General features: G+C 69.5%; 32 protein-coding genes and 1 tRNA gene. 25 read left to right on the top strand and 8 right to left on the bottom strand.

The features are described from left to right. Nucleotides 1-93: 93 nt before the first annotated feature. Complete coding sequence (locus AB0G28_RS00515; RefSeq protein ID WP_361081481.1) at nt 94-876, bottom strand: GntR family transcriptional regulator; 783 nt, start codon at nt 874-876, stop codon at nt 94-96. A gap of 115 nt (nt 877-991) precedes the next feature. Between AB0G28_RS00515 and AB0G28_RS00510 the strand changes: the two genes are divergently transcribed. From AB0G28_RS00510 to AB0G28_RS00440, 15 genes are all read left to right on the top strand, one after another. Then, on the top strand, nt 992-1330 hold the full coding sequence (locus tag AB0G28_RS00510; RefSeq protein WP_361081478.1) for a hypothetical protein: 339 nt from the start codon (nt 992-994) through the stop codon (nt 1328-1330). Between the two features lie 473 nt (nt 1331-1803). Further along, complete coding sequence (locus AB0G28_RS00505; RefSeq protein ID WP_361081475.1) at nt 1804-1944, top strand: hypothetical protein; 141 nt, start codon at nt 1804-1806, stop codon at nt 1942-1944. Between the two features lie 228 nt (nt 1945-2172). Continuing rightward, a complete protein-coding gene (locus tag AB0G28_RS00500; RefSeq protein ID WP_361081472.1) occupies nt 2173-2565 on the top strand; it encodes a hypothetical protein in 393 nt (130 codons plus the stop codon). Further along, complete coding sequence (locus AB0G28_RS00495; RefSeq protein ID WP_361081470.1) at nt 2565-2840, top strand: hypothetical protein; 276 nt, start codon at nt 2565-2567, stop codon at nt 2838-2840. The genes AB0G28_RS00500 and AB0G28_RS00495 overlap by 1 nt, the downstream gene beginning before the upstream one ends. 31 nt (nt 2841-2871) lie before the next feature. Further along, nucleotides 2872-3087, top strand: coding sequence for a hypothetical protein (locus tag AB0G28_RS00490; protein WP_361081467.1), 216 nt, complete (start codon nt 2872-2874; stop codon nt 3085-3087). A 134-nt stretch (nt 3088-3221) separates the two neighbouring features. Then, on the top strand, nt 3222-4664 hold the full coding sequence (locus tag AB0G28_RS00485; RefSeq protein WP_361081464.1) for a cell division protein FtsK: 1443 nt from the start codon (nt 3222-3224) through the stop codon (nt 4662-4664). A gap of 23 nt (nt 4665-4687) precedes the next feature. After that, complete coding sequence (locus AB0G28_RS00480; RefSeq protein ID WP_361081461.1) at nt 4688-5107, top strand: hypothetical protein; 420 nt, start codon at nt 4688-4690, stop codon at nt 5105-5107. Continuing rightward, nucleotides 5104-5337 (top strand): hypothetical protein, encoded by a 234-nt coding sequence (locus tag AB0G28_RS00475; RefSeq protein WP_361081458.1) that lies wholly within the window; start codon nt 5104-5106, stop codon nt 5335-5337. The genes AB0G28_RS00480 and AB0G28_RS00475 overlap by 4 nt, the downstream gene beginning before the upstream one ends. Nucleotides 5338-5342: 5 nt before the next feature. Beyond that, on the top strand, nt 5343-5654 hold the full coding sequence (locus AB0G28_RS00470; protein ID WP_361081455.1) for a hypothetical protein: 312 nt from the start codon (nt 5343-5345) through the stop codon (nt 5652-5654). Further along, nucleotides 5654-5872, top strand: coding sequence for a hypothetical protein (locus AB0G28_RS00465; protein ID WP_361081452.1), 219 nt, complete (start codon nt 5654-5656; stop codon nt 5870-5872). Before AB0G28_RS00470 ends, AB0G28_RS00465 begins: the two co-directional genes overlap by 1 nt. Nucleotides 5873-6065: 193 nt before the next feature. Continuing rightward, entirely contained in the window at nt 6066-6284 is a 219-nt protein-coding gene (locus tag AB0G28_RS00460) for a hypothetical protein (RefSeq protein WP_361081449.1), read from the top strand. A 22-nt stretch (nt 6285-6306) separates the two neighbouring features. Further along, nucleotides 6307-6972, top strand: a complete 666-nt coding sequence (locus tag AB0G28_RS00455) for a DUF2637 domain-containing protein (RefSeq protein ID WP_361081446.1) — start codon at nt 6307-6309, stop codon at nt 6970-6972. Nucleotides 6973-7069: 97 nt separating this feature from the next. Next, the gene (locus tag AB0G28_RS00450) at nt 7070-8425 is read left to right on the top strand and encodes a replication initiator (protein WP_361081443.1); all 1356 of its coding nucleotides are present in this window, start codon (nt 7070-7072) and stop codon (nt 8423-8425) included. Beyond that, on the top strand, nt 8422-8598 hold the full coding sequence (locus AB0G28_RS00445; RefSeq protein WP_361081440.1) for a helix-turn-helix domain-containing protein: 177 nt from the start codon (nt 8422-8424) through the stop codon (nt 8596-8598). The genes AB0G28_RS00450 and AB0G28_RS00445 overlap by 4 nt, the downstream gene beginning before the upstream one ends. After that, nucleotides 8598-9788 carry a site-specific integrase gene (locus AB0G28_RS00440; protein WP_361081437.1) on the top strand — a complete coding sequence of 397 codons (1191 nt, stop codon included), beginning with the start codon at nt 8598-8600 and terminating at the stop codon, nt 9786-9788. Before AB0G28_RS00445 ends, AB0G28_RS00440 begins: the two co-directional genes overlap by 1 nt. A 63-nt stretch (nt 9789-9851) precedes the next feature. On the opposite strand, the gene AB0G28_RS00435 is transcribed toward AB0G28_RS00440, so the two are convergent. Next, a tRNA-Lys gene (locus AB0G28_RS00435) sits at nt 9852-9927 on the bottom strand. A gap of 387 nt (nt 9928-10314) precedes the next feature. Then, entirely contained in the window at nt 10315-11133 is an 819-nt protein-coding gene (locus AB0G28_RS00430; protein WP_361082329.1) for a DUF11 domain-containing protein, read from the bottom strand. 231 nt (nt 11134-11364) lie between these two features. On the opposite strand from AB0G28_RS00430, the gene AB0G28_RS00425 reads away from it, so the two are divergent. Beyond that, on the top strand, nt 11365-11907 hold the full coding sequence (locus AB0G28_RS00425; RefSeq protein WP_361081434.1) for a DinB family protein: 543 nt from the start codon (nt 11365-11367) through the stop codon (nt 11905-11907). A 4-nt stretch (nt 11908-11911) separates the two neighbouring features. Here the strand turns inward: AB0G28_RS00425 and AB0G28_RS00420 are convergent, their stop codons facing one another. Next, nucleotides 11912-12553, bottom strand: a complete 642-nt coding sequence (locus tag AB0G28_RS00420) for a TMEM175 family protein (protein ID WP_361081431.1) — start codon at nt 12551-12553, stop codon at nt 11912-11914. Nucleotides 12554-12621: 68 nt separating this feature from the next. Between AB0G28_RS00420 and pcaB the strand changes: the two genes are divergently transcribed. Continuing rightward, entirely contained in the window at nt 12622-14160 is a 1539-nt protein-coding gene (gene pcaB / locus AB0G28_RS00415) for a 3-carboxy-cis,cis-muconate cycloisomerase (RefSeq protein ID WP_361081428.1), read from the top strand. A gap of 207 nt (nt 14161-14367) precedes the next feature. Continuing rightward, on the top strand, nt 14368-15375 hold the full coding sequence (locus AB0G28_RS00410) for an SCO0930 family lipoprotein (protein WP_361081425.1): 1008 nt from the start codon (nt 14368-14370) through the stop codon (nt 15373-15375). Nucleotides 15376-15395: 20 nt separating this feature from the next. On the opposite strand, the gene AB0G28_RS00405 is transcribed toward AB0G28_RS00410, so the two are convergent. Further along, entirely contained in the window at nt 15396-16016 is a 621-nt protein-coding gene (locus AB0G28_RS00405; RefSeq protein WP_361081422.1) for a DUF4383 domain-containing protein, read from the bottom strand. A gap of 190 nt (nt 16017-16206) precedes the next feature. Here AB0G28_RS00405 and AB0G28_RS00400 point away from each other — a divergent pair, with 190 nt between their 5' ends. After that, nucleotides 16207-17088, top strand: a complete 882-nt coding sequence (locus AB0G28_RS00400) for a hypothetical protein (RefSeq protein ID WP_361081419.1) — start codon at nt 16207-16209, stop codon at nt 17086-17088. Nucleotides 17089-17092: 4 nt separating this feature from the next. Here the strand turns inward: AB0G28_RS00400 and AB0G28_RS00395 are convergent, their stop codons facing one another. Together AB0G28_RS00395 and AB0G28_RS00390 are read right to left on the bottom strand one after the other, a co-directional pair. Continuing rightward, a complete protein-coding gene (locus tag AB0G28_RS00395) occupies nt 17093-18301 on the bottom strand; it encodes an alpha/beta hydrolase-fold protein (RefSeq protein ID WP_361081416.1) in 1209 nt (402 codons plus the stop codon). A gap of 144 nt (nt 18302-18445) precedes the next feature. After that, complete coding sequence (locus AB0G28_RS00390; RefSeq protein WP_361081413.1) at nt 18446-19408, bottom strand: alpha/beta hydrolase; 963 nt, start codon at nt 19406-19408, stop codon at nt 18446-18448. Nucleotides 19409-19560: 152 nt separating this feature from the next. Between AB0G28_RS00390 and AB0G28_RS00385 the strand changes: the two genes are divergently transcribed. From AB0G28_RS00385 to AB0G28_RS00375, 3 genes are all read left to right on the top strand, one after another. Next, a complete protein-coding gene (locus tag AB0G28_RS00385; protein ID WP_361081410.1) occupies nt 19561-20019 on the top strand; it encodes a MarR family transcriptional regulator in 459 nt (152 codons plus the stop codon). A 36-nt stretch (nt 20020-20055) separates the two neighbouring features. Then, a complete protein-coding gene (locus tag AB0G28_RS00380; protein WP_361081407.1) occupies nt 20056-20898 on the top strand; it encodes an SAM-dependent methyltransferase in 843 nt (280 codons plus the stop codon). An 89-nt stretch (nt 20899-20987) separates the two neighbouring features. Then, nucleotides 20988-21455, top strand: coding sequence for a hypothetical protein (locus AB0G28_RS00375; RefSeq protein WP_361081405.1), 468 nt, complete (start codon nt 20988-20990; stop codon nt 21453-21455). Here AB0G28_RS00375 and AB0G28_RS00370 read toward each other — a convergent pair. Then, nucleotides 21438-22385, bottom strand: coding sequence for a patatin family protein (locus tag AB0G28_RS00370; RefSeq protein WP_361081402.1), 948 nt, complete (start codon nt 22383-22385; stop codon nt 21438-21440). The genes AB0G28_RS00375 and AB0G28_RS00370 overlap by 18 nt on opposite strands. 95 nt (nt 22386-22480) lie before the next feature. Between AB0G28_RS00370 and AB0G28_RS00365 the strand changes: the two genes are divergently transcribed. From AB0G28_RS00365 to AB0G28_RS00355, 3 genes are read left to right on the top strand one after another with little or no spacing between them, the layout of a single operon-like run. Next, nucleotides 22481-23023 (top strand): PadR family transcriptional regulator, encoded by a 543-nt coding sequence (locus AB0G28_RS00365; protein ID WP_361081399.1) that lies wholly within the window; start codon nt 22481-22483, stop codon nt 23021-23023. Beyond that, nucleotides 23020-25032 carry an NADPH-dependent 2,4-dienoyl-CoA reductase gene (locus AB0G28_RS00360; protein WP_361081396.1) on the top strand — a complete coding sequence of 671 codons (2013 nt, stop codon included), beginning with the start codon at nt 23020-23022 and terminating at the stop codon, nt 25030-25032. Before AB0G28_RS00365 ends, AB0G28_RS00360 begins: the two co-directional genes overlap by 4 nt. Before the next feature lie 26 nt (nt 25033-25058). Next, complete coding sequence (locus AB0G28_RS00355) at nt 25059-26036, top strand: prephenate dehydrogenase (protein WP_361081393.1); 978 nt, start codon at nt 25059-25061, stop codon at nt 26034-26036. The last annotated feature ends 51 nt before the right edge of the window (nt 26037-26087 follow it).

Raw genomic sequence — 26087 nt, 5'->3', positions numbered from 1 at the left:
ATTGTCATCTCCATTCATCCACAGCCCGCCACACGAGGGAAGGCCCCCATCTAGCTGACGAGGGCCTTCACGTTGGGTGACATGTCGGACTGGCTATACCTCGTTCCCCGCTTCCCCAGCGAGCGGAGCCACCTTGGTGACGTATTCCAGCTTGTACTGGTGTGCAGCCAGCAAGAGGTCCGCGGTCTCGATCGGCGTTTCGCCGGCGTACGAAGTCCGAACAATCACGATCACAGGGATGCCCGGCTTGAGCCTGAGGGCTTCGACCTCAGATGGCCGCGGCATACGCGAGTGAAGACGTTCAACTACGGCAGTCGGCCGCAGGCCGATCGAAGTGAACCGATCGACTATGCCGGCCCCCATCAGGGGACCTTCCTCCGGCTTCTCGATCGGCGTTCCACGAGTGATCGCCAGAGGCTCGTAAGAGGTCACCAACATCATCGGTTCGTCGTTCGCATACGACACATAGTCAGTTCGCATGACGTCGTCGCCAACGCCGATCTTGAGCCGGTGGGCCGTTTCGAGGCCAGCGCGGTCAGGGCGCGTCTCGTGGCTGTAGCGAGGCACTCGCTCAGTGGCGATTGCTTCGTCGGCGAACGGCGCGCCGGGGTCGGACTTGTAGTGCTGCTCCGCCCGCCGAATCAGGGGGTCGTACAGGCGCACGGAGGGGGCAGCACCGCGCCCTCGGTTGATCAGCCCCTCCGACTCCAAGAGGTCAAGAGCCTGGCGCACGGTGGTTTCGGAGGTCTCGAAGGTGGCAGCCAACTCTTCACGAGTAGGCAGACGGGCACCCGGCGCCAGAGTTCGAGCCAAGATCTGGTCCCGCAAGGCCGCGGCAATCCGCTCGTACATGTGCCCGGAGGCCTGGTCAGCCATGGTTTGCACCCTCTCTTCCGGAAGTTGGTGCGCCAACCACTTGCGTCCCTTGCCGCCTCGTGTCATAGTTGGTGCACCAACTCAGTTGGTACACCAACTCTAGCAGGAGGTCGACATGAAGAACATCCCGGTGAACCTGTCGGGCTACCGGCTCACCGTCTCGGAAAACCCGGAGATGAAGACGCGCAAGGAGAACGGCGTCGACACTGTGGTGACCGACCGGGACGGCGTCACCAAGTACACGGTGGCGCTGATGGTGAAGGCCAAGGGCCAGAAGGGCGAGGAGATCCGCGTGACGCTGGACTCCGACCCGGGCGAGGGCTTCTCCGAGGACGAGATGACCCGGGTGGAGCTGATCGACCCGCGGGTGACGCCGTACTCGTTCAAGAACGAGCGGGGCGAGACCGTCTCGGGTGTCGCCTGGGGCGCGGCCGGCATGAAGCCGCTCCTCTGATCACCACCCGCTAGCACCACCGCTTCCGCCCGTTCGGGCACGCAATTCCCTGTTGATTGACAAATACATAGTGAGCCCAACCATGCCCAAATCACACCTGCCACGGCTACGCGACGGTGATTTCCGGCCTCATTTCGCCGGAAGTCGCCGGGCATATCCGTCGCAGACGAATCGGAGCACACCCATGGACGAGGACGAGTTCTACGCGGCCCAGCTCAGCGCCTGGCCGTGGCTGCACCTGTCCGAGTGACCTGCACGAACACCCTCTCCAGCGGGCGCGACCCGCCCTGTTCGAAGGAGTAACGAGCATGAACGCTTTCCGGATCGACGGTCTTTCCTCGTACGACCCGCATGGCCCGAAGCGGAGGAAGTAATGGGCAACCACGTTTGCTCCGCGGATTTCTGGCTGTCCCCCACTCGCATCGCGACCTGCCGGGTCTGCGGCGCTCAGTGGCAAATGTGAGGAGACTCGAATGTCGAATGTTGCGAACCTGACGTTTTACCCGCTGTGGCTGGCCCTGGTCGGTTGTCTCGCCGTGGCCGCGCCCGCCGCCGCGGTTGTGGCGCTGTTGATCGGCCTGGTCGCCGTTCTCCGGACCCGGGCTGCGCGATGAGTAGCCGGGAGTCGTTGAGCGGAATCGAGCATGAGCGGCTTCTGATGGACTACTTCGACGCCGGGGAGTACATGAGTTGCGTGATCAAATGCCTCGATCGCGCTGCTGTCACGGTGCCGCGAGCTGGGGATGACGTCAGCGGGCGAGCACGTCGAATAGCTGCAGATGCTCAGGCACTCCGTAAGGAGCTGAGCACGATCTACGACCTGGTGTGGGACGTGAGTCCCAATGAGTGAGCCCCTGGACCTGTTCGGCAACGAGCTGACCGCCACCGTTCCGGTGGAGACGGGTCGGCCGCCGGTGAACGACATGGACTTGATCGAAAAGGTGCTCGCCGTTGCCGAAAACACCGGATACGTGCTGGTCGGCTCGGCGGAGCGGGTCTACCGGCTGGTCGCCAACAAGACGATCGAGACCGCCCCCATGGTCGAGGCGGACGCGGTCCACCAACTGCTCGACTCGAAGTGGCTGACGAAGGGAGGCACCCACATCTACACCTGCCACGGGCACTCCGGCCCCGGCAACTCGGTCCTCGTGCCGAAGGCCACCAGGCTGAAGGCCCGGAAGTGGCGGTCCCTCGCGGCCCGTCCGACCACCCCGAACCAGCGAAAGGTGAGCTGATGCCGAACCAGGCGATCAACAACCACAACCAGGCGAAGTACACCGAGTTCGAGTTCGCGCTCGACCAGGTCCGCGTGATCTTCGACGAGGTCGGCAGGCTCGTGCGTGCCCTGAACGAGGGCAAGGTGACCGGCGAGCGGTTCGAGGGCTGGCAGGTCCCGAGCAGGGCCGAAGTCAAGTCGGCCACCACCGCGGCGTCCACGGCGCTGGACGTGTTGCGCACCGCCGCGACCAAGCGCAAGACCGAGCTGATCGCCCGTAGCTGGCGCCCCTGACCCCGTACGCGATCGTCCGAAGGAGACACACGTGAGCACCCACCAGATCGACGCCAAGCTCACCGAGCTGGGCAAGGCCATGCGGAAGATGCGCGAGGCCATGACGGCCCTGCCCAACCGGCTCGGCGGGTTCAGCAAGGAGCACACCGAAGCGGCCCGCAAGGTCGCCGCCATGGTCACCACGGTGGAGGCGGCCCGCCCGCTGTTCGACACCGACCGCCGCAAGCCGAAGGCCCGCCGCCGCTAACCCCGGCAGGACCACCACCACTACCTGAACACCAAGTGACACCGCACATGGACGTCGTTGGGCCGTGGCCCCACCGTCCAGACGCGTGCTGAGGGCCACGGCCCCGGGCGTCCCCGAACCACGGAGACCACCCCATGGCACGCACCAAGACCACCACCCGCCCGGGTGCCCACAAGACCCGACCCGAAGCCAAGATCGCGCTGTGGCTGGCCCGCCACCCCGGCGCCCTGGCCACCCCCGCCGCCATCAGCACCAGCCTGATCGAGCTGGGACCGCTCACCACCGGCACCATCGCCGGCGGACTGCTCGCCACCGGGGCCGGCTGGTACCGCGCCCACCCCGACAGCTTCACCCGAATCGCCTCGCCGCGGATCCGAGCGTTCCGCCGCCGCTGGACCCGCTACATCGGTCACTCCTGGCGTGATGCACTGGACCACTGCGGACTGACCGTCCAGCACCGCCGCACCGGCGAACTGCTCGTCCCGCGGCTAGCCAAGGTCGAATCCCCCACCCCGTCGATCGACATCCTGCGCGTGGTGATCCGCAAAGGCCAGTCCCTGACCACCTTCCGCAACGCCCAGGAAGAACTCGCGTCCGCGCTCGGGGCCGACGTGATCGCGATCGAGAAGACCAAGCCCCGCGTCCTGACGATCACGCTGGTGCACGGCAACCCGTTCGACGACGTCGTGGCGCCCGCGGAGATCCCCGGCGATGCCGACGAGGTCGACCTCACCGCGATCGAACTGGGGGACACCGAGTACGGGCAGGTCTGGACCGAACCCCTGCTCGGGCAGCACTGGCTCATCGCCGGCGGCACCGGCTCGGGCAAGGGATCACTGCTGTGGAACCCGCTGCGGGCCATGGGACCGGCCATCCGGGACGGGATCGTGCGGGTGTCGGCGATCGACCCCAAGGGCGGGATGGAGACCGAACGCGGCCGCCCGCTGTTCTACCGCTACGCCACGTCCGCCGACGAGGACGTCGAATACGACCCGGACGGCGACGGCCCCGAGGACATCGACGCCACCCTCGGGCTGCTCTACGCGTTCCGCGACGCGATGAAGGAACGGCAGGAACTGCTGCGCAGCGAAGGCAAGCGCAAGTTCACCCCGTCGACCGAAACCCCGTTCGAAGTCCTCATGATCGACGAACTCGCCATGCTCACCGCCCTCGGCGGCCGCCGCGCCACCATCATGGCCGTCAACAAGGTCCTCGCCGAAATCCTCACCCAAGGCCGGGCCTGCGGCTTCGCCGTCATCGCCTACGTCCAGGAACCCACCAAGGACATCGTCCCCGTCCGGGACCTGTTCACCCGCCGAATCTGCCTGCGCATCGGCTCCAGTAACTACGTCGACGCGGTGCTCGGAGAAGGGGCCCGCGAACGCGGCGGGCTGGCCGACGAGATCCCCGAAACCGGGTGCGAGGGCATCGGCTATCGCACGTCGGAGAAGTCCCGCCAGCCGATCCGGGTCCGCGCCGGCTACAGCGACGACGAGGACATCGACGAACTCGTGGCCCTGTGCACCCCGCACCACCCCGACGAGGACGGCCCCGCCCTCTACGCCGTCCCTGCCTGACCTAGTCCGGAAAGGACCTGATCATGACTGCTGCGCTCGTTCCCCTGACCGGGATCGCCAAGCTCGCCACGGTCGCCGTCACTTACGTCGGCGACACCCCCGCCCCCGAACCCTGCTACCTCTCCCTCAACCCGAGCTCTCACACGGTCGAGATCCAGCCGGACGTCCGTCGCGCCGCACCGGTCGCCGTCCTCGGGGCACTGCTGGTGTGGACCCACCGGCTGACCGGTGTCACCGGTGACTGGTGGCACACCCCCGGCGGAGACCTGCGCATCACCCTCACCGGCCGCGGCCCGTGCGGAGTCCGCTTCCTCGTCTACAGCTCCATCACCTACGGCACCGCCCGCCGGCACGTCGCACTGGCCAAGAACGCCCGCGAATCCGTCACCCCGGACGAGCTGTACCGGCTCGCCCTCGAACTCCGCAAAGGACAGACCAAATGATCACGCTCAAGTTTCTCGGCACCTGGCTCAAGATCACCGGCCTGGCCGTGCTCGCTGTCATCGCGCAAGCGGTGTTCCTGACCGGTCCGCTGTGGCACACCATCGCCACCGTCATCATCGCCGTGGCCTACTTCGGGCTCTCCAGCGCGCTGTGGCGGGAGTGGGCGGCCATCCGCCGCGGTGACGGGGCCTACTCCTACCAGTACATCCACTTCACCCGCGACGAGTGACCACCATGGACACTCCCACACCGATCCCGCCGCCGGATGCCGACGTCTGGCACTCCGCAGTGTCCACACTCGAAGACGGTCTCGGGATCTACCCCCTCGGCTCGCTGGACGGCGTCCGGTTCTGCCGGGCCACCGTGGACAACACCGCGGTATCCGGCACCGCCACCGACGTCCTGCTGCGCGTCACCCGCGCCATCCCCGGCCGCGGCCTCCAGTCCTGGGAGATCTCCATGCCGCCGGCCTTCGCCCGCTACCTGGCGGCCGCCCTGGACGCCCACGCCCGCTACATCCAAACCGCCCCCGAAGGAACACACTGATGAAGGTTGCCACTGTCAACCTGACCAGGCTCGCTCGACTTCAGGAAGAGGTTGACGCGCTAGCCGCGAAAGTGTTCAACCCGGACGGCACACGCAATCGTCAAGTCCTGCTCCAGCTCTCCGACGTGGCCTACCAGATGGTCCACATCTACGAAGAGGCGTCAGCGGAAATGTGCCGGATGGCCAACGCGGCTCACGACCTGGCCATGACGAAGTAGCCCCCTTCCGGCATGCGTGGAGTCCTCGTGACGCTCCGCCGGCCGAGATCTCCGCCGTGCCACACGCGCCCGCGTGTCCCAACCCCGCTCGATCCGGAAAGGAGGTACCGCCACATCGGCACCGTCCTGCTCGCCCACCTCGCCACCGCCATGGCCATCCCGGCCGCGGCCTGACCATCCGGAAAGGACCGTCATGAAGGATCACGACTTCGAGGCAGCCACCAAGAACGTCCGCCCGCTGATGAACGAGTTCTTCGACCTCCACAAGCGCGAACGCGCCAAGCGCGACGGCGAATGGTGGTTCGTCCACCCCGAACTCGCCCACCTCGCCGACGAGATCGCCAAGTGGTTCGAGGCCTACATGTGGACCTACCGCCGCACCGCCGAACGCTTCCGCACCGGCCACAACTGACCACCAGAAAGGACGCCCCGTCATGTCCATCGACAAGCTGACCGCGGCCCTGCGCGTGCTGATCACCGTGGCACTCGGTGGCATCGGCGGGGCCGCCGGCTTCACCCACACCCACGACTGGGCCATCCACCACGGACAACACGGCTGGCTCGCCTGGGCCGACGCCGTGGTCATCGAATGCCTCGCCATCGTCGCCGGCTTCGAAGTCGCCCGCGACCACCACCGCGGCACCACCCGCCGCATCACCTTCCCCCTCGTCGTCCTCGTCGCGGCCCTCGGAGTCCAGATGGCCGCCCAGGTCGCCCTCGCCGAACCAAGCCCCGCCGGCTGGCTCGTGGCCGCCATGCCCGCCCTCGGGTTCCTCGTGGTCGTCAAGCTCCTCATGCGCCGCACCCTCGAACCTGCCACCACACCCGCGCCCGCGCCCGCCACGGTGCCGGAACCGGCGCCCGCCGCCCTTGAACCGGCCGCTCAGGCTCGAACGAGTCCAGTCCGGGGGAAGGTGCTCGGGAAGCTCCCCGCCGGCATCCGCGACACCGTCACCGCCACCACCGCCGACGTCCACGCGACCGGTCGCCAGGTCACCGCGGACGACCTGTCCGCCCGGGTCGCCCTGCCGGAGGCGATGCTCACCGCCCTCGTGGACGAGCTGAACGCCACCGTCAACCACCACCCGGTCACCGCCTGACCGAACCCCGCACGACACCGCACCTTCACCGGGCCACCCCTACCGAGCTACACCGGGGTGGCCCGGTCTCGTGGTGCCGGCACGAATAGAGGCCAGCATGATCACCGAGCACGACGGGTCCTCACTGGCTACCCGCATCACCACCCACCTCGCCCGCCCCGACATCCGCGCCATCCGCGCCCGCGCCGAAGCCACCGGCGGATGCCTCCAACCGGTCCACCTGACCGGACATCGCACCATCACCGACCGGGCCACCGGCCGGATCGTCGACCGCACCGCCGGCGTCGTCTACGCCCCGTGCGGCAACCGCCGCGAAACCGTCTGCCCCGCCTGCTCCGACCGCTACGCCGCCGACGCCTTCCACCTCATCCGAGCCGGCACGACCGGCGGCAAGTCGATCCCCGAGACCGTCGCCGACAAGCCCCGGCTGTTCGTCACGTTGACCGCCCCGAGCTTCGGCCCCGTCCACTCCCGCCGCACCACCCGCACCGGCCGCCGCGTCCCCTGCGCCTGCGGGGAATACCACCACGATGCCGACCCCCGCGTCGGGACCGCCTTGAATCCGGAGAGCTACGACTACCGCGGGGCGGTGCTGTGGCAGGGCCACGCCGGGGACCTCTGGCACGCCTTCACCGTCCGCCTGCGCCGCGAGATCGCCACCGCCGCCGGCTACCGCGCCAAGGACTTCCCAGACCTGGCCCGCCTGTCGTATGCGAAGGTCGCCGAATACCAGCGCCGCGGCCTCATCCACTTCCACGCCGTCATCCGCCTCGACGGCCCCGAAGGCCCCCACGACCCCGCCCCCGCCTGGGCCGACAACCGGCTCTTGGAGCGCGCCGTCCGGGCCGCCGCCACGCACACCCGCCTCACCCGCCACTACCTGATCAACAAAGTGATCGGGCAGCACACCTTCACCTGGGGCGAACAGGTCGACGTCCGACCGATCCGCCCCGCCCACACTGCCGCCTTCGAAGACGACGGCGAGATCTCCGACCGGGCCCTCGCCGGCTACATCGCCAAGTACGCCACCAAAGGCACGTCCACCAGCGAAGTCCCGGACCGGCCCGTTCGCTCCGAACGCGCCATCGCCGCACTCGACGTCCACCCCCACCACCGCCGAATGATCACCACCGCGTGGGACCTCGGGGGCAACGGTGACCTCGCGTTCCTGCGGAAATGGGCGCACATGCTCGGGTTCCGCGGCCACTTCCTCACCAAATCCCAGCGCTACTCCATCACCTTCACCACCCTGCGCGACCACCGCCGCACCCACCAGCACCTCGCCACCCTCGAAGCCGCCGGCACCCACCCCGACGCCGTCGTGGTGGTCAACCACTGGACCTACACCGGCAACGGCTACCGCCACCACGAAGAACGCGAGATCGCCGAAGCCATCTACGAAGGAAAACGCCAGCAACGCAAAGAAAAACTCACCACGGAGGTACAGCAATGAACAACCGCCTGATGTCCATAGAGGACCTGTCCGACCACCTCGGAGTCCCCGTCAACACCCTGTACAAGTGGCGCACCAAAGGCTACGGCCCCACCGGCCGCCGCGTCGGCAAGTACGTCCGCTACCGCCCCGAGGACGTCGACGCCTGGATCGAAGCCCAAGGCACGGCCTGATGGGCCGCCCGCCATTGCCGATCGGCACGCACGGGAAGATCCGGACGACCGAGGAATCGCCCGGGAAGTTCCGTGCGCGATGCCTGTACCGCGACTTCGACGGCAAGACGTACGAGGTTGCGCGATTCGGCTCGACCGCCACAAAAGCAGAGAACCGGCTGAAGGAAGCCATTCGTGACTGGGTCGCCCCCGTCGATGCCAAGCAGGAAGTCACCTCGGAGACGAGGCTGACCGAAGTCGGGCGAAAATGGCTGCTGGAACTCGAAAAGGATGCTGAGAAGAACTACAAGAGCTGGGGCACGATCGACACCTATCGCAATCGGTTCGAGACCATCGTTGTCCCGGCCGTTGGCGAGCTGCGGATGCGGGAGGTCGACAATCCGAAGGTGGGCGTGCCTGCGTTCGACCGCCTGTGCCGGCGCGTCCGCGACGAGTCCAGCATCAGCTCAGCGAAGACGGTTCGCGCCATCCTGTCCGGGCTCTGCGCGTTCGCCGTCCGCCACGGCGCCCTCGATGCGAACCCGGTACGGGAGATCGGCCGCCTGGAAAGCAAGAAGGCCAAGCACCAACGGGCGAAGCCGCGCGCACTGACCGCCGACGAGGCGATCGACTTGCTGAACAAGCTCGACACTGACGAGTCAGCAATTGCCGACGACTTGCCGGACCTGGCGCGCTTGTTCCTCGCCACAGGCGAACGGACCGGTGAAGGGCTGGCGGCGCACTGGCCGGATTTCGACGAGGAACGCCGACTGCTGGTCATGGCCGGGAATGTCATCCGCGCGAAGGGGCGTGGCAAAGTCCTGAATCGTGGCAAGACGATGAACGCGGATCGCGACATTCCTTTGCCGGACTGGTGCGTCGCCATGCTCGTTCAGCGCCGGGCGACCGCGAAAAACCTCGACGGGCCAATCTTCCCCAGCAGCACGGGTACGGTCCGCGAGGCATCGAACGTGCGCAACCGCGCATGGCGGCCGTTCGTGGCTCGCGCCGGCTACGAGTGGGTGACCTTCCGGACCTTCCGCAAGACGGTGGCCACCCTGCTCGACGATGCCGGCCTGACCGCTCGCCAGATCGCGGACATCCTGGGGCACGCGCACCCGTCGATGACCCAGGACGTGTACATGGGGCGCGGCACAGTCAGCCGTCGCGGCGCGGACGCGCTGGGATCGACCTTGCGGCCGGGCCAGTAAACCGGGCGTATTCCGGCCGGGTGATCTTGATCCGATCGGTCGTAAGCCGCTGACCTGGGCGTTTGGTGGGCCGCCTGGGGCTCGAACCCAGAACCTACGGATTAAAAGTCCGCAGCTCTACCAATTGAGCTAACGGCCCGTGCCTCCAGTTTAGCCAGGCCCCCGTCACCCCGTCGCACACCGGGTCCCGCCGAGGGGCCACCGGAGGTCGAGACCGGTGGGCTGGCCATGATGCCTTCGCCTCGCGGCCGGCCGTGCGGGTGGCGGGTACGGCGCGGCGCTCGACGGTGTTGTCAGGCCCTACGCCTGGATCGGGGAACCGGCCGGGACGCCCCGAACTCACCGAGATCGGGCCGCTCAAGGGGGATGCACGCCGCGTTGGCCGGGCTGGGTGAGCTCGAACCGCACACCGTCGAAGAGACCGCTGACGTGGTGCGTCGGCCGGCGCTTACGGCCGCGTTCGCGTTGTGAAGCTCCTGAATGGACGAACGCGCGGGGCCCGGGCGGGGCCCCGCGCGTCAGGCCGTCAGCACTGCACGTAGAGACCGGTGTAGGCGATGCACTTCTTCGACGCGTTGTCGTTGGTCGCGTTCGGGTCGGCCGGGGCGCTCGCCGCGCGCTGGGCCGTGGCCGTGAACGGGCCCCACGCGAAGAAGCCACCCTCCGAGGTGAACTTCGCCGTCGCCGACGCGCCCGGGGCCAGGGTGCCGATCGCGCAGGTCAGGGCCGCTCCCGAGCGGGTGCAGCCGGTCATCGAGACGACCGTGCGGTTCGCACCCGGGTTGGCCGTCACGCGGACGCCGGTCGCCGTGGCCGGGCCCGTGTTCGACACCTTGATCGCGTACTCGACGCGGCCGACCAGGCCGATGCGCGGGGTGGCGGTCAGCGCGACCTTGACGTCGGCCTCGTCCGGCGGGGCGACCGTGACGGCCGGGCCGTCTTCGACGGCGAACGCGTAGTTGTCGCCGGCGAACTGGTGCTGCAGCGTGAACTGGCCGGGCTGGACGTCGTCCTTGACGCGGAAGGTGAACTTCACCGTCCGGCTCTCGCCCGCCGCCAGGTCGCCGACGCCGCCGCGGAAGCTGCTGAGGTACGGCGAGCACGGCGCGATCGAACCGGTGCAGGAGACGAGGTCGACCAGGTCGACGATCGGCTTTTCCTTGACGTAGAGCGCCGCCTTCGCGCCGGTGACCGTGAAGTCCGTCGGGTTGTACAGCTGCTCGGTGACCGAGAACGTGTCGCCGGCGTGCACGGTGGTCGCGCTGACGTCGATCGTGCTCGCTGGTGGCGCCGCCGCTGCCACGGCCGGCGCTGCGAGCAGCGCCGCCATGGTCAGCGCGGCCATTACTCCGGTTCGCTGCATAGTTCGTGATCTCCTGGTTCCGAACCGAGGGGTGCCGCTCCGACCGGTGGGACTGGCGTGCGCAGCAGGGTGACGATCATCAGATCGGCGCACCCGAAAATTCGTTACCGGGTTCTCGAAAGCGTGTCTGAACTGGGCTTACCGGCCGGTTGCCCGGTCACCGGCCACCACGGCGGCCCGAAAATTGTCGGACCCCCGTGGCACGCTCCGCACATGACCGAACACACCATCCCGACCACCTACGGCCTCCGCCTGAGCGGCGAACGCACCGACCCGGCTCCCCTGGGAGACGAGCGGCAGGCCCTGACCGAGAGCCTCGAGTACTACCGGCGCACCTTCGAGCTGAAGTGCGCCGGCCTGGACCCCGGGCAGCTGTCCGAACGCTCGGTACCACCGTCGACGCTGACCCTGCACGGCCTGCTGCGGCACCTCACCGGCTGCGAACGGTGGTGGTTCCGGATCCAGTTCGCGGGCGAGGCCGTCCCGAACCTCTACTACTCCGACGACGACCCGGACCAGGACTTCACCGCGCTGGACGGTGACGTCGGCGAAGCCTTTTCGTTGTGGCACAACGAATGTGAGCGGTCCAGGGAGATCGTCGCGGCGAGCCCGCTGGAGCGGACCGGCACCCGCCTCAGCACCGGCGAACCGTTCACCCTGCGCTGGCTGATACTGCGCATGATCGGCGAGTACGCACGGCACATCGGCCAGGCCGACCTGATCCGCGAGCGGATCGACGGCGCGACCGGCGAATGACGGCTCAGGCGGCCACCGGCCGGCGGCGGAAACGGAAGAGGAGGTTGCCGACGAGCGGAACCACGATCCAGCACGCGTAGGCCCAGTGCGTGAAGAACGCGACCGGGATGGAGAGGGCGAAGGCGGCGATCATCGTGCCGATCCCGTGGAAGACCGCGCCGAAGAGCTCCGGCGGGGTGTCCTCGCGGTAGAGGTGGTTGCGCTTGATCTGCCAGGCCATGAGGAGGAACAACGTCAACGCGATGACCTGCACGAGCGCGTAGAAGACGAAGCGGAATTCGAACGCGCCGTCTTCGGCGATCACCTTCGTGGCGAAGGGCATGATCACCTGCATGAGGAGCCAGCCGAAGGTGAGCCGGACGAGCCCGCCGCCGAGCGTGGTGACGTAGTGGAACAGGCGGTGGTGGGCGCGCCAGTGGCCGCCGATCACGATGAAACTGATCAGGAAGGAGATGTATTCGGACTGGTGATGGCCGAGTGATCGCAGCAGTTCGGCGCTGGTGGCGCCCTCCGGCAGCGGCAGCTCGAGCGCGAGCAGGGTGATCGCGATGGCGACGACGGCGTCCGAGAAGAACACGAGCCGCTCGGCGGCGATCCCCCAAGGCCCGGAGCCGGCGTTGTCCTCACTGGACGTGGCGCTACTCATGGCCGATGAGCGTGCCAGACCCGGCTGTGTGACAGCCGCCGAGGTCGGGCGCGTGCGATGCTGGCGCCATGACCGTCGACCCCGATTCGGGACTGCTGTCCCCGGTGCGGGCCGGTACGCCGGCCGAAGCGTCGACCGGCGACGAGGCGTGGCTGCGCGCCATGCTCGACGCCGAGGCCGCGCTCGCGAGAGCGCAGGCGCGGCTCGGAACGGTGCCGGCGGAGGCCGCTGACGCGATCACGGAGGCCGCGGGCAGCGCGCGGATCGACGTCGTCGAGCTGGCGCGGGGGTCGCGGGCGACCGCGAACCCGGTCGTCGGCCTGGTCAAGGCGCTGACGTCGGCGGTCGGCGCGATCGCGCCGGAGGCCGCCGAGTACGTGCACCGCGGCTCGACCAGCCAGGACATCTTCGACACCGCGATGATGCTGGTCGCCGACCGGACGCTGCGGCCGCTCGCCGCCGACCTCGACACGACCGCCGAGGCGCTGGCCGGGCTGGCCCGCGCGTACCGGGACACGACCATGGCCGGGCGGACCCTGACCGCCCACGCCGTGCCGACGACGTTCGGGCTCAAGGCGGCGGGCTGGCGGCAGCTGGTGCTGGACGCGGCCGTCCGGATCCGGCGTGTGCTCGACGGCGGGCTGCCAGTCTCGCTGGGCGGCGCGGCCGGAACGCTGGCGGCGTACGTCGAGTACGCGCGCCTCGCCGGCGACCCGGCCCTCGGCCAGGCGGGCGGAGGCGACTACGCGGAACGGCTGACCGCGGCGTTCGCCGAGGAGACCGGGCTGGCCGCGCCGGTGCTGCCGTGGCACTCGCTGCGGACGCCGGTCGTGGACCTCGCCGGTGCGCTCGCGTTCGCCGCCGGTGCGCTGGGGAAGCTGGCCGTCGACGTCGAGACGCTCAGCCGGACCGAGCTGGGCGAGGTCGCCGAGCCGGCCGCCGGCGGGCGGGGTGGCTCCTCCGCCATGCCGCACAAGCGGAACCCGGTACTCGCGACCTTGATCCGCTCGGCCGCGCTGCAGGTGCCGGTGCTGGCCGCGGGCGTCACGCAGTCGATGCCGGCCGAGGACGAGCGGTCGGCCGGGGTGTGGCACGCCGAGTGGCAGCTGATCCGGGAATGCCTCCGGTTGACCGGGGGTGCCGCGCACACCGCCGCCGAGCTGGCGCGCGGGCTCACCGCGCAGCCCGGCCGGATGCGGGAGAACCTGGCGTCGACGCACGGGCTGATCGTGTCCGAACGGCTCGCCGCCGTGCTCGCGCCGCTGCTCGGCAAGGCGGCCGCCAAGGAGCTGCTGGGCGAGGCGTCCCAGCGAGCGGTACGCGAGGACCGGCCGCTCCGGGAGGTGCTCGACGAGCTGCCCGCGGTCACCGAGGTGCTGACGCCGGCTGCGCTCGACGAGCTGCTCGACCCGGCCGGCTACACCGGTGCGGCGGGGGCCCTGGTCGACCGCGCCCTCGCCGAACGAGGCGAGCGAGGCGAGCGAGGCGAGCGAGGCGAGCAGGGCAGCCGAGGCCAGCAAGACGGCCAAGGCGAGCAAGACGGCCGAGGCGGCCGAGGCGAGCAAGACCAGCAAGGCGAGCCGGAGGCGGGCAGCACTCCGCAGTAGCGGCCGCGCACGCGGAGCCGGACGCAGCGTCCGGGCGCGCGCCCGGGGCGGCTTGCGGGGACGAGGTCCAGCTCAGCCCCCTCCGGCAGACCGGCCGTCGAACGCGGCGAAAATTCTTTGAACCGCCTCCGCCGGGGGTCCGTGTAGTGGGTATCAGGCAGCCGCACCGAGCGGCGGGAAACCCCAACGGACACAAGGAGAACTTCCATGCTTCGCACGCGCATCGCCGTCTCCGTCGCCGCGGCGGCAGCCGGGCTGGCAGTGCTCACCGCTTGCTCGGGTGCAGAGACGGCCCAGCCGGTTGTCGCTCCCGCGGCGGCCGGGGGCAACGGCGGCGGCCAGGTCGGCACCAACCAGGGGCAGGTCGGCAACGCCGCCCCGGCGTCGAACGAATCCAAACTGATCGTCGCGGATGTCGCGGACATCGGTCAGGTGCTCACCGACCAGAACGGCATGACCCTCTACCGGTTCGACAAGGACACCGCGAAGCCGCCGAAGTCCAACTGCGACGGTGACTGCGCGAAGGCCTGGCCGCCGATGCTGGCCACCGGGGACGTGCAGGTACAAGGCGTCGACAAGAGCCTCGTCGGGAAGGTGACGCGGTCCGACGGCACCGAGCAGATCACCGTCGGCGGGTGGGCGCTCTACCGCTACGCCAAGGACACCAAGGCCGGTGACGCGACCGGTCAGGGCGTCGGCGGTGCGTGGTACGCGGCGAACGCCAAGGGCGGCAAGGCCGGGCAGGCCGCGGCGGCCGGCTCCGAAGCCGGTGCCGTCAAGCTCAGCGCCAGCAACATCGACGGCCTCGGCGAAGCGATCGTCGACCAGAACGGCATGACGCTCTACCTGTTCACGAAGGACACCAAGAAGAAGGCCTCCGCCTGCAACGGTGACTGCGCCAAGACCTGGCCGCCGGTCCTGTCCAAGGGCAAGGTCGAGCTGCAGGGCATCGACTCGAAGCTGCTCGGCAGCATCAAGCGCCAGGACGGCACCGAGCAGGTCACCGTCGGCGGCTGGCCGGTCTACACCTTCTCGAAGGACCTGAAGCCGGGCGACGCGAACGGCATGGGCGTCAACGGCACCTGGTTCGTCATCGAGCCCAACGGCTGCAAGGTCGGTACCACTCCCAGCTCCACCGCCAACCAGGCCCCGGCGGCCAACAGCGGCACTGGGAGCAGCAACGACACCTCCGGTGGCACCGGCACCACCTACTGAAAACCTCCTACTGAACCCTCCTAGTGGGCGAGGCCCGGCGGACGCTCTTCACGAGTGACCTCCGGGCCTCGCCCTTTGTGGTCACGACGCAGGAACGACCGGCGGCGCGGTTCGTCGTCGACGCGGTCGCGGTCGATGACGTCGGTGCGCTGCTCGGCGACCGTCGGCTCGCCGGCCGTCTCGTCCTCGGGCAGCAGGATCGCGCGACGGGCCGGCAGCACCGCGATCAGCAGGCCGAGCGCGGCGACGCCGAGGTGCAGCCAGGTGTCGGCGGGCCCGAGGTCCATCGGGTTGCCGGCGTTGGCGAAGGGGTTGGTCGAGATGAGGCCGTCGATCATCAGGCCCCACACGAACAGCAGGCCGTAACCGATGAACAGCAGCCAGCCGAACGTCCGCGCGCGGCCGGAGCCGAACGCGAGCAGCAGGCCGACCACGCCGGTCACGACGCGGACCAGGCTCATCAGCGGGTTGCCGGAGAACCTCCAGAACCCGGCGTCGTGGTGCCCGGCGAAGTTGCCGAAGCCGGTCCTTGAGAATCCGATGATGCCGACGACGAGGAACGCGATCCCGGCCAGTCCGGCCAGCACCTGCGCCGGCTGCAGGCCTCGGACCCGGATGCGTGCGCCTTTCGCGTGAACCATGACTCCAGTCCTTCCCAGCGGGTGGTGACGACCGTCACCGCGCTGGGGTACCCCGCGAACACGGTGAGCGAAACGATGCCGCTTGCCCGCACCCCGCCTGCGCGTTCCCGGATCCGGCGGCCCGTGAGACCTATCCCACACGTTCACCCGTTTCGGGGAACGACAGACCGGTCTCCCGGCAATCCGGATCATGCGCGAGCTGAGCGGCATCTTCCTGGTGGGCCTGTGCCTGGGCGCCATCGGCGCGGTGGTGGTGACGGCGAGTCACGGCACGTCCGCGGCACCTCGGCCGGTCGCGGTCGCCGAAGCCGTGACGACCACGCCCGACGCCCCGGAGCAGCCGAGCGAGACGCCGGATCCGCCGCCCGGGCCGCCGGGGAAGCCGGGCGAGACGCCAGGGCCCCCGTCCGCGGCGGACCCCGAGGAACTGGACCGGCTGGTGGCCGGCGGCCGGCTCGGCGCCATGGTGTTCGACCGGCAGCGCGGCGCCGCGACCGTCTCCGTGCACGCCGACCGCGGGTACACCTCGGCGTCACTGGTGAAGCTGCTCATCGCGCTCTCGGCACTCGAACAGCACGGGCCCGCCGACGAGGTGCAGCGGATGCTGTCGCGCAGCGACGACGCTCTCGCGAGCCAGTTCTGGATGCGCTACGGCGGCCCGTCGATCGTCACGCGCTGGGCGGCGAAGCTGAAGCTGACCGGGACCCGGCCGCCCGCGGACCCCGGCATGTGGGGCGACACGCGGATCACGGCGAAGGACGTCGTGCGGATCTACCAGTACGTCCTGGCGAAGGCGCCGGGCGCGATCCTGACCGCGCTGCGCGGCGCGACCGAGCGGGGCTCCGACGGGTTCCGGCAGTACTTCGGGATCCCGGACGCCGCCGGCGGGCGGCCATGGGCGGTGAAGCAGGGCTGGTCGTGCTGCAACCCGCAGCGGTCGCTGCACACCTCGGGGGTGGTCGGCGAGGGCGACCGCTACATCGTGGTGGTGCTCACCGAGTTCCCCACCGACGTCAGCTACGCGACCGGTGCGAAGCGGGTGACTGATGTCGTCGCGAAGCTGCTCGGCTGACGCGCTACTGGTCGGTGTCCGCCAGCGCCCCGTGCGCGCCGGAGCGGGGCAGCGGCCACGGCAGCACGCCGCCGGTCGTCTCCAGCTGGCGCCCGGTGGGGGCCGGGCTCGCCGTGTGCGCGCCGATCCACGCGAGGACGTCGGGAATCTGGGACTTGAAGGTGTTCATGTTGTGCCCGGCGTCGTGGATGCGCCACGACGAGAACTGGATCGGCGGCCGGGCCGCGAGCCGGATCTGGTCGATCGCGTAGCTCTCGTAGTTCTCCTTGTCGCCGGAGATGGCGAGGATCTCCACCGGCGACGGGTGCAGCCGCACGTTGAGCCGGACGTTGTTGGCGTCGTTGATGTCCTGACGGCCGTGGAAGAGGTCTTCGGTTTCGGCGTCGACCTGGGCCTTGTCGTACCCGCTGACGCTGACCGCCTGCCCGTACCACTGCGGGTGCCGGGTCACGAGGTTCATCGCGCAGTACCCGCCGGAGGACCAGCCGGCGATCGTCCAGGCCCGCCGGTTGGGCGAGACGCCCAGCTTCTGCAACGCCCAGTCACGCAGGTCCGCCGTCAGGAAGGTGTCGTTCGCGGTGCCGTTGACCTCGTCGACGCACTCGGTGTCGTGGCCGACCTTGGGCACGCCGGTGGGGTCCGGCACGATCACGACCGTCGGCGGCAGCACGTGCTTCGAGATGGCCGCGTCCAGCTGCTCCGGCATGTGGTAGCCGTTGGTGAAGACCTCGGGGCCGGACGGGTAGTTCGGGATCCACTCGATCACCGGCAGCCGCAGCTCCTTGAACGAGGCGTCGAAGTACTGCGGCGGCAGGTAGATGGTGACGTCGCGGGTGACCTTGGTGCGCCGCCCGTTCACCTTCATGTGGACGACGGTTCCCTTGCCGTCACGAGCGTGCGCGACGCCGGTGTCCCGCAGTTTTTCCAGGTCCTCGCCGTTCTGCGCGGCTTCGGCGTCGGTGCCCTGCGCGGTGTAGACGCCGGTCCCCAGCAGCGACCCGACCGTCGGGAAGAACCCGCCGATCATGTTGCCCGCCATGCCGGTGGTGAGCACGAGGAGCACGACGCCGAGCAGGATCGTGACGCTGCGCCACAGGCGTTTGCGCTTCCACCGGTCCCAGAACCACGGGACCGCGATGATCGCGAGCAGCGTCAGCACGACCATGACGATCATGTTGACCGGCGAATCGAGCCGGATGCTGCTCAGGTGCATGGCAACGGTCCTTCCAGGCGGGCAGAAATGCGCGCCCGGATCACGGGACTCGCGTATATATCACGTTCGAGCCGCCTGGCACGTTGCGGACCTGTGAGTTCTGTCATAGGGCCGCAACGTGTCCGGGACTCAGCGTTCTCTCAGTTACTTCGCCAGGGCGCGCGACAACACCGTGACGGCCTGGGTGATCGCGGCCTCGGCGGCGTGGGTTTCGCGCAGCGCGTTGACCATCACGAAGTCGTGGATGATGCCTTGGTACCGGACGGCGGTGACGGGCACACCGGCCTGACGCAGTTTCGCCGCGTACGCCTCGCCTTCGTCGCGGAGCACGTCGGCTTCGCCGGTGATCACCAGGGCCGGCGGCAGCCCGGCCAGTTCGTCGAGCGACGCGCGCAGCGGCGACGCCGTGATTTCCGCGCGCTGGGCGGGATCCGTCGTGTACTGGTCCCAGAACCACTTCATGCCTTCACGGCCGAGGAAGTAGCCCTCGGCGAACTTCAGGTACGACTCGGTGTCGAAGTTCGCGTCGGTGACCGGGTAGAAGAGCACCTGCTGCTTGAAGGTGACGTCGCCGCGCTGCTTGGCCAGCAAGGTCAGCGCCGCGGTCATGTTGCCGCCGACGGAGTCGCCGGCGATCGCGATGCGCGAGGTGTCGAGGTCCTTCTCCGCGCCGTGCTCGGCAACCCACTTCGCCACGGCGTAGTTCTCTTCGATGGCGATCGGGTAGCGCGCCTCGGGCGAGCGGCTGTACTCGGGGAAGACGACGGCCGCGCCGACGCCGGCGGCCAGTTCGCGGACCAGCCGCTCGTGGGTGTGGAAGTCGCCGAACACCCAGCCGGCGCCGTGGATGTAGACGATCACCGGCAGCGGACCGGAAACACCCGCGGGGCGGACTATCCGAGTTTCGACGTCGCCGTTCGGGCCGCCCGGGACGTTCAGGACCTCGATCGAGGCGTCGGCCATGGCGACGTCGCCGTCCTGGACGCCGTCGACGGCCTTGCGCCCCTCCTCCGGCGGCAGCTGGAACAGGTACGGCGGCTGGTCGGTGGCCTCGGCGAACGCCTGCGCGGCCGGCTCGAGGGCCAGGTTGTGCGGGTTGGCGGTCATGTCGTCCTCCTCGGGATGCGAGCTGATACGACGAAGCTAGCGCGCAACTGAGTTGTGCACAACTAAATTTAGCTCGATGAGATTAAGCGCACTTAAGTTGCCGTCCAGCCGGACGTCCGGGATCATGGAGAGTCACGAGAGAGGAGGACGCCATGACCGACACCGGCTCGCTGCGGCTGGACGACCAGCTCTGCTTCGGCCTGTACTCGGCGTCGCGGGCGGTGACGTCGCTGTACCGGGCCGTCCTGGCGGACCTCGACCTGACCTACCCCCAGTACCTCGTACTGCTGGCGCTCTGGGAGCGGGACGACCGCTTGGTCAAGGAGCTCGGCACCGAGCTGAACCTCGACTCCGGCACGTTGTCGCCACTGCTCAAGCGGCTCGAAGCCGCGGGCGTGGTCAAGCGCACCCGGCAGGCGGACGACGAACGTTCGGTCCGGATCAGCCTCACCGAAACCGGGACGGCGTTGCGCGAGAAGGCCGCCGGCATACCGGACGTGATCGGCGAGGCAATGGGTCTGGACCAAGCCGGGCTCGCCCGGATGCGCGGCGAGCTGGACCGGTTGACCGAGTCGGTGAACGCCTATCGGGACGCCTTGTCCCCGGCATGATCGTTCCCGTGGCAGCATGGCTGTGAAGGGATGGTCATGATCAACCACGACGACGCGCTCAAGGCCGTCGAAAGCAGCCTGGACCGGCCGTCGGCGGCCCGGATCTACGACTACTTCATCGGCGGCGACACGCACTACGCGATCGACCGCGACTTCGCCGAGAAGGTCCGCGAACGGCTGCCGCTCATCGGCGAATACTGCCTGACGAGCCGGCAGTTCCTCGGCCGCGCGATCCGCCAGTGCGTGCGCGAGGGCCTGCGGCAGTTCGTCGACATCGGCTCCGGCCTGCCGACCGCGGGCAACGTGCACGAGGTCGCCGACGAGGCGAGGCCCGAACTCGACACGCGGGTGCTCTACATCGACAACGAGCCCATCGCGCTCGCGCACTCGACGCTGCTGCTCGCCGACACCGCCGATCCCGAGCGCCACCACGCCATCGCCGCGGACTTCCTGCGCCCGGAGGACCTCTGGGACCGGGTGGCCGCGTCGGCCGTCATCGACGTGCGCGAGCCGATCGCGCTGGTGATCAACGCGGTCATGCACTTCGTGAAGGACGAGCAGAACCCGGACCACCTGCTCGACTACTACCGCGCCCGGCTGGCCCCCGGCTCGCTGCTCGTGTTGTCGCAGATGACGAACGAGAACCCGGTGGACGAAGACGAGCGGCAGGCGCTGCTCGACCTCCTCGAGTACTACGAGACGACGACGAACCCGGCGTGCATGCGGTCGATGGCGGAGTTCGAGCGGTTCTTCGGCGGCTGGCCGCTGCTGGAACCGGGCCTGGTCTACGCGCCGGCGTGGCACCCGGACGAGCACACCGTGTTCGCCGGCGCGCCGTCCCAGTCGCGGGTGATCGGCGGCGTCGCGCGCAAGCCTTGATCCACCCGGCTTCCACCCATGGGTTGACGTCGTGACGCCGTGACGCGGGCACCGTGGTGATCGGGAGATCACCACGGGAGGGAACGTTCGTGAACAGCTCGGTCAACATCGTCGTCGGCCTCGCCGTCCTGGCGCTACTGGTGTGGCGGCAGACGCGGAAGCGCACGGTCCGGGAGGACAGCAGGCCGGTCGTGCTGGTGATCCTGCTCGTGCTCGGCATCCTGCAGCTGACCACGTACCTCAAGGGCGTTTCCGCGACGGCCTCGGTGATCACGCTCCTCGTGGTCACGCTCCTGCTCGGCGCGGGCTTCGGCGCCGTCCGGGCGTGGAGCGTCCGGCTCTGGCGGGAGGACGGGCAGCTGTGGCGCCAGGGCAATTGGCTCACCGTGGCGCTGTGGCTGGTCGGCTTCGCTGTCCACATCGGACTGGACGCGCTGTTCGACGGCGTCGCCCACGGCCTCGGCGCCGGGTCGATCCTGTTGTACCTGGCGGTTTCCCTCGGCGTGCAACGGCTGTTCGTGCAGTCGCGGGCCGGCCGGCTAGGAAGCTTCGCGTAGTCCTTCGAGGAGATCGAGAACCGCGCTCTTGCCGAGTTCGACGGCCTTGCGCAGCACCTCGGGGTCGCGCTCCAGCACCATGACGTCCGGCGCCCCGGCGGGCGGGCGGATGGTCAGGACGCGGGAATCCGACGCCAGGAACTCCTCGTCCTCGATGTCGCGCCGGTAGGTGTCGCGCCACGCCGGGATCGCGCCGGGGGCCTGGCGGAGGAGGAACCGCGGCACGACGACGTCGTGCACGCGGGGCGGCGGCAACGGCGGCTCGTCGGCGCGGCGGGTGCGCAGCACCAGGACGTCGGTCGCGTCCTGGGCGAGCGCGGTGCGGTACGGGATCGGCTCGGCCACTCCGGCGTCGACGAACCGGCGGCCGGCCATCGGGATCGGCGGGCCGGCCAGCACCGGCATGCAGGAGGACGCCGCCAGCGCGACCTTGATCGCGTCGACGTCGGTCAGGAACGGGTGCAGGTCGGTGGATTCGCCGGTGTCCGCGTCGGTGGCCAGCGGGTGGAAGGTGACCGGGTTGGCCAGGATCGCCGGGAAGTCCATCGGCTCCAGCACCGAATAGACCTGGTGGACGAGGTATTCGAGGTCGATCACCGCGCGACCGCGCAGGGTGTGCAGCGGGTTGATGATCCGCCGCATGACGACCGGGTTCCACCAGGTCCGGACACCGGTCGACGAGCGGCCGCAGAGCAGCCAGGCGCCGTTCAGCGCGCCGGCCGAGGAGCCGTAGACGGCGTCGAACGCCGGCGTGACGCCGAGTTCGTCGAGCGCGAGGACCATGCCGCTGGAGTACGTGCCGCGGCTGCTGCCGCCCTCGATGGCCAGCGCGAGGCGCCTGCCGTCGGTGCGTTGTCCCGGGACACTGCCCGCCGCCATCCGTCCGGAGATCAGTTCGAGTACCGGGTGCACTCTTTCCATCCTGGTCATTTCCCGCATGAAGTCGACCCGATTTATCCCACCCGCGGGGGTGAAGTGATGCGCGCCTCGTTGCACTGCAACTCGTTGCATAGGACGCTCGAGCGATGGCACTGGAGCACGCGATCCTCGTCTCGCTGTCCGAGCGCGCCGGCTCGGGCTACGAGCTCACGCGCCGGTTCGAGAAGTCGATCGGGCTCTTCTGGAGCGCCACCCACCAGCAGATCTACCGCGTGCTGAAGCGGATGGAAGAGGCCGGCTGGGTCGCCGTCGACGTCGTCGCGCAGTCGGGGCGGCCGGACAAGAAGGTCTACACCGTCAGCGACGCCGGACGCGCCGAGCTGGTCCGCTGGCTGGCCGAGCCGGATCCGGGCGCCGGGCCGGTCGAACTCGCGGTGAAGATCCGCGGCGCCACCTTCGGCGATCCCGGAGCCGTCGCCGAGGAGATCGTCCGGCACCGCGCGAAGCACGCCGAACGCCTCGACGTCTACCGCCAGATCGAGAAACGCGACTTCCCCGCCCCGGCGAACCTCCACGGCCAGAACCTGCACCAGTACCTCGTCCTGCGCGGCGGCATCCGCGTCGAAGAGGGCCAGGTCGAGTGGTTCGACGAGGTACTCGCTGCCCTCCACCCGAAGGACGCCCGATGAGCCCGTACCCGAACCTGCTGGCCCCGCTCGACCTCGGCTTCACGACGTTGCGCAACCGCGTCCTGATGGGCTCGATGCACACCGGCCTCGAAGACAAGGCGTCGCACTTCCCGGAATTGGCCGAGTACTACGCCGAACGCGCCCGCGGTGGTGTCGGCCTGATCGTCACCGGCGGGTTCGCCCCCAACCGCACCGGCTGGCTGCTGCCGCTCGCGTCGAAGCTGACGACGTCCGCGGAAGCGCGGCAGCACCGGCAGCTCACCGCGCCGGTGCACGACGCCGGCGGCAAGATCGCGCTGCAGGTCCTGCACGCCGGCCGGTACGCCTACCACCCGCTGAGCGTGTCCGCGTCGAGCATCAAGGCGCCGATCAACCCGTTCCGGCCGCGCGCGCTCACCGGCTACGGCGTGCGTCAGCAGATCCGCGCCTTCGCCGACTGCGCCGCTCTCGCGCGCGAAGCGGGCTACGACGGCGTCGAGATCATGGGCTCCGAGGGGTACCTGATCAACCAGTTCCTCGCCGAGCGCACCAACAAGCGCACCGACGCCTGGGGCGGCACACCGGAGAAGCGCCGCCGGTTCGCCGTCGAGATCGTCAAGCGCACCCGGGAAAAGGTGGGCGACGACTTCGTCATCATCTACCGGCTCTCCATGCTCGACCTCGTCCCGGGCGGCCAGCGCTGGGAAGACGTCGTCGCGCTGGCCAAGGACGTCGAGACGGCCGGAGCCACGATCATCAACACCGGCATCGGCTGGCACGAGGCCCGCGTGCCGACGATCGTGACGTCGGTGCCGCGCGCCGCCTTCACCTGGGTGACCGGGAAGCTCAAGCCGCACGTGAGCATCCCGGTCGTCACGTCGAACCGGATCAACATGCCGCAGGTCGCCGAAGAGGCGTTGAGCAGCGGGAACGCCGATCTCGTGTCGATGGCACGGCCGTTCCTCGCCGATCCCGAGTGGATCCGGAAGGCCGAGAGCGGGCGCGAGGACGAGATCAACACCTGCATCGCGTGCAACCAGGCCTGCCTCGACCACGCCTTCCAGCGGAAACTCGTGTCCTGCATGGTGAACCCGCGTGCCGGCCACGAAACGACGTTGACGCTCGCGCCCGCGCGGCGGTCGAAACACGTCGCCGTCGTCGGCGCCGGACCCGCGGGGCTCTCGGCCGCGACCGCGCTGGCCGAACGCGGGCACAGCGTCGAACTGTTCGAAGCCGACGACGAGATCGGCGGCCAGTTCGGCATCGCGCGGAAGATCCCCGGCAAGGAGGAGTTCGCCGAGACCATCCGCTACTACCAGCGGCGCATCGAGGTGACCGGGGTGAAGCTGCACCTCGGAACCCGGGTTCGGGCGGACGACCTGACCGGCTTCGACGAGGTCGTGCTCGCCACCGGCGTCGCGCCGCGGGTGCCGTCGCTGCCCGGGATCGACCACCCGAAGGTGCTGTCCTACGTCGACGTCGTCCGGCACGGCAAGCCGGTCGGCGAGCGGGTCGCGGTGATCGGGGCCGGTGGTATCGGGGTCGACGTCAGCGAGTTCCTCACGCACCCGGACTCACCGGCGCTCGACGTCGGCGCGTGGATGGCCGAGTGGGGTGTCACGGACCCGGAACAGGCGGCGGGCGGGCTGGCGACGCCGAAACCCGAGCCCTCGCCGCGGCGGGTGTACCTGCTGCAGCGCAAGAAGTCCGGGATCGGTTCCGGGCTCGGCAAGACCTCGGGCTGGGTGCACCGGGCCGCGCTCAAGGCCAAGCGCGTCGAGCAGATTCCCGGCGTCACCTACGAGCGGATCGACGACGACGGCCTGCACATCACCGTCGACGGCGTGCCGCGGCTGCTGGAAGTCGACACGGTCGTCGTCTGCGCCGGTCAGGAACCCGTGCGGGACCTCGCCGACGGCCTGCGGGCCGCGGGGCTGCCGGTGCACCTGATCGGCGGCGCCGACGTCGCCGCGGAACTCGACGCGAAACGCGCCATCGACCAGGGAACGAGGCTCGCGGCGGCGCTTTAGCCGCCAGATGCGCGAGGACTGGCAGGATGGGGCGCGTGCGAGACGTATGCGTGATCGGGCTCGGGCTGATCGGCGGTTCGCTGCTGCGCGCGGCGGCCGCGAGCGGCCGCACGGCGTTCGGCGCCGCGGTATCCGAAGTGGACGCCGACGCGGCGAGCAGAGCGGGCTACGACGTCACGACCGACGTCGAAGCGGCCCTGCACCGGGCGGCGGCCGAGGACGCCATGGTCGTGCTCGCCGTGCCGCTGCCCGCCGTCGAAGACCTGCTGCGCCTGGTCTCCCAGCACGCGTCGCACGGCCTGCTCACCGACGTGACCAGCGTGAAAGCGCCGGTCCTGGACGCCGTCCGCCGTCGCGTGCCGTACACGCGGTACGTCGGCGGGCACCCGATGGCGGGGACGTCGAACTCCGGCTGGCTGGCCGGGGACGCCTCGCTGTTCCAGGGTGCCGCCTGGGTGGTCGGCGTCGAAGAGGACACCGACCTCGAGGCGTGGGCCGAGGTGGCTCGCCTGGTCCTGGACATCGGGGCACACGTCGTGCCGCTGCCCGCGGAGTCGCACGACGAGGCCGTGGCCCGGATTTCGCACCTGCCGCACCTGTTCGCGGCGATCCTGGCGACGATCGGCGCGGAGGGCGGGCCGCTGGCCATGTCGCTGGCGGCCGGGTCCTATCGCGACGGCACGCGCGTCGCGGGGTCGAACCCGCACCTCGTGCGCGCGATGACCGAAGGCAACCGGGACGCGCTGCTGCCGATCGTCGACGAGGCACTCGGCCGGCTCGGCGCGGCGCGCGGTTCGCTCGCCTCGACCGGCGGCCTCGCGGCCACGATCAACGCGGGATACGAAGGCGCGCAAGCGCTTGCGGCCAGTCTGGACGTCGAACGCGCGGGCGTGCGGATCAGCCTGGCCGCGCCCGACGCCCGCCAGGGCCTGATCGCCCTGGGCGAGCGCGGCGGCCGGATCACCGGCCTCGCCGACGGCATCGCCACCGGCGAGGTCCAGTAGGAAAAGCCGTGAAGGCCCCCTTCCCGGCCTTAAGAGCCGGGAAGGAGGCCT

This window comes from Amycolatopsis sp. NPDC021455, assembly GCF_040640995.1.
GTDB lineage: Bacteria > Actinomycetota > Actinomycetes > Mycobacteriales > Pseudonocardiaceae > Amycolatopsis.
This window is presented reverse-complemented; position numbering and strand designations above follow the sequence as displayed.

Excerpts from the sequence above, each read along its gene's own strand:
- AB0G28_RS00510 (WP_361081478.1), top strand. The coding sequence starts at position 992 with ATGAAGAACATCCCGGTGAACCTGTCGGGCTACCGGCTCACCGTCTCG.
- AB0G28_RS00410 (WP_361081425.1), top strand. The coding sequence starts at position 14,368 with ATGCTTCGCACGCGCATCGCCGTCTCCGTCGCCGCGGCGGCAGCCGGG.
- AB0G28_RS00505 (WP_361081475.1), top strand. The coding sequence starts at position 1,804 with ATGTCGAATGTTGCGAACCTGACGTTTTACCCGCTGTGGCTGGCCCTG.
- AB0G28_RS00360 (WP_361081396.1), top strand. The coding sequence starts at position 23,020 with ATGAGCCCGTACCCGAACCTGCTGGCCCCGCTCGACCTCGGCTTCACG.
- AB0G28_RS00355 (WP_361081393.1), top strand. The coding sequence starts at position 25,059 with ATGGGGCGCGTGCGAGACGTATGCGTGATCGGGCTCGGGCTGATCGGC.
- AB0G28_RS00380 (WP_361081407.1), top strand. The coding sequence starts at position 20,056 with ATGATCAACCACGACGACGCGCTCAAGGCCGTCGAAAGCAGCCTGGAC.
- AB0G28_RS00365 (WP_361081399.1), top strand. The coding sequence starts at position 22,481 with ATGGCACTGGAGCACGCGATCCTCGTCTCGCTGTCCGAGCGCGCCGGC.
- AB0G28_RS00385 (WP_361081410.1), top strand. The coding sequence starts at position 19,561 with ATGACCGACACCGGCTCGCTGCGGCTGGACGACCAGCTCTGCTTCGGC.
- AB0G28_RS00485 (WP_361081464.1), top strand. The coding sequence starts at position 3,222 with ATGGCACGCACCAAGACCACCACCCGCCCGGGTGCCCACAAGACCCGA.
- AB0G28_RS00440 (WP_361081437.1), top strand. The coding sequence starts at position 8,598 with ATGGGCCGCCCGCCATTGCCGATCGGCACGCACGGGAAGATCCGGACG.
- AB0G28_RS00390 (WP_361081413.1), bottom strand. The coding sequence starts at position 19,408 with ATGACCGCCAACCCGCACAACCTGGCCCTCGAGCCGGCCGCGCAGGCG.
- AB0G28_RS00470 (WP_361081455.1), top strand. The coding sequence starts at position 5,343 with ATGGACACTCCCACACCGATCCCGCCGCCGGATGCCGACGTCTGGCAC.
- AB0G28_RS00370 (WP_361081402.1), bottom strand. The coding sequence starts at position 22,385 with ATGACCAGGATGGAAAGAGTGCACCCGGTACTCGAACTGATCTCCGGA.
- AB0G28_RS00480 (WP_361081461.1), top strand. The coding sequence starts at position 4,688 with ATGACTGCTGCGCTCGTTCCCCTGACCGGGATCGCCAAGCTCGCCACG.
- AB0G28_RS00475 (WP_361081458.1), top strand. The coding sequence starts at position 5,104 with ATGATCACGCTCAAGTTTCTCGGCACCTGGCTCAAGATCACCGGCCTG.
- AB0G28_RS00425 (WP_361081434.1), top strand. The coding sequence starts at position 11,365 with ATGACCGAACACACCATCCCGACCACCTACGGCCTCCGCCTGAGCGGC.
- pcaB (WP_361081428.1), top strand. The coding sequence starts at position 12,622 with ATGACCGTCGACCCCGATTCGGGACTGCTGTCCCCGGTGCGGGCCGGT.
- AB0G28_RS00455 (WP_361081446.1), top strand. The coding sequence starts at position 6,307 with ATGTCCATCGACAAGCTGACCGCGGCCCTGCGCGTGCTGATCACCGTG.
- AB0G28_RS00450 (WP_361081443.1), top strand. The coding sequence starts at position 7,070 with ATGATCACCGAGCACGACGGGTCCTCACTGGCTACCCGCATCACCACC.
- AB0G28_RS00500 (WP_361081472.1), top strand. The coding sequence starts at position 2,173 with ATGAGTGAGCCCCTGGACCTGTTCGGCAACGAGCTGACCGCCACCGTT.
- AB0G28_RS00400 (WP_361081419.1), top strand. The coding sequence starts at position 16,207 with ATGCGCGAGCTGAGCGGCATCTTCCTGGTGGGCCTGTGCCTGGGCGCC.
- AB0G28_RS00430 (WP_361082329.1), bottom strand. The coding sequence starts at position 11,133 with ATGGCCGCGCTGACCATGGCGGCGCTGCTCGCAGCGCCGGCCGTGGCA.
- AB0G28_RS00445 (WP_361081440.1), top strand. The coding sequence starts at position 8,422 with ATGAACAACCGCCTGATGTCCATAGAGGACCTGTCCGACCACCTCGGA.
- AB0G28_RS00395 (WP_361081416.1), bottom strand. The coding sequence starts at position 18,301 with ATGCACCTGAGCAGCATCCGGCTCGATTCGCCGGTCAACATGATCGTC.
- AB0G28_RS00515 (WP_361081481.1), bottom strand. The coding sequence starts at position 876 with ATGGCTGACCAGGCCTCCGGGCACATGTACGAGCGGATTGCCGCGGCC.
- AB0G28_RS00460 (WP_361081449.1), top strand. The coding sequence starts at position 6,066 with ATGAAGGATCACGACTTCGAGGCAGCCACCAAGAACGTCCGCCCGCTG.
- AB0G28_RS00495 (WP_361081470.1), top strand. The coding sequence starts at position 2,565 with ATGCCGAACCAGGCGATCAACAACCACAACCAGGCGAAGTACACCGAG.
- AB0G28_RS00405 (WP_361081422.1), bottom strand. The coding sequence starts at position 16,016 with ATGGTTCACGCGAAAGGCGCACGCATCCGGGTCCGAGGCCTGCAGCCG.
- AB0G28_RS00465 (WP_361081452.1), top strand. The coding sequence starts at position 5,654 with ATGAAGGTTGCCACTGTCAACCTGACCAGGCTCGCTCGACTTCAGGAA.
- AB0G28_RS00420 (WP_361081431.1), bottom strand. The coding sequence starts at position 12,553 with ATGAGTAGCGCCACGTCCAGTGAGGACAACGCCGGCTCCGGGCCTTGG.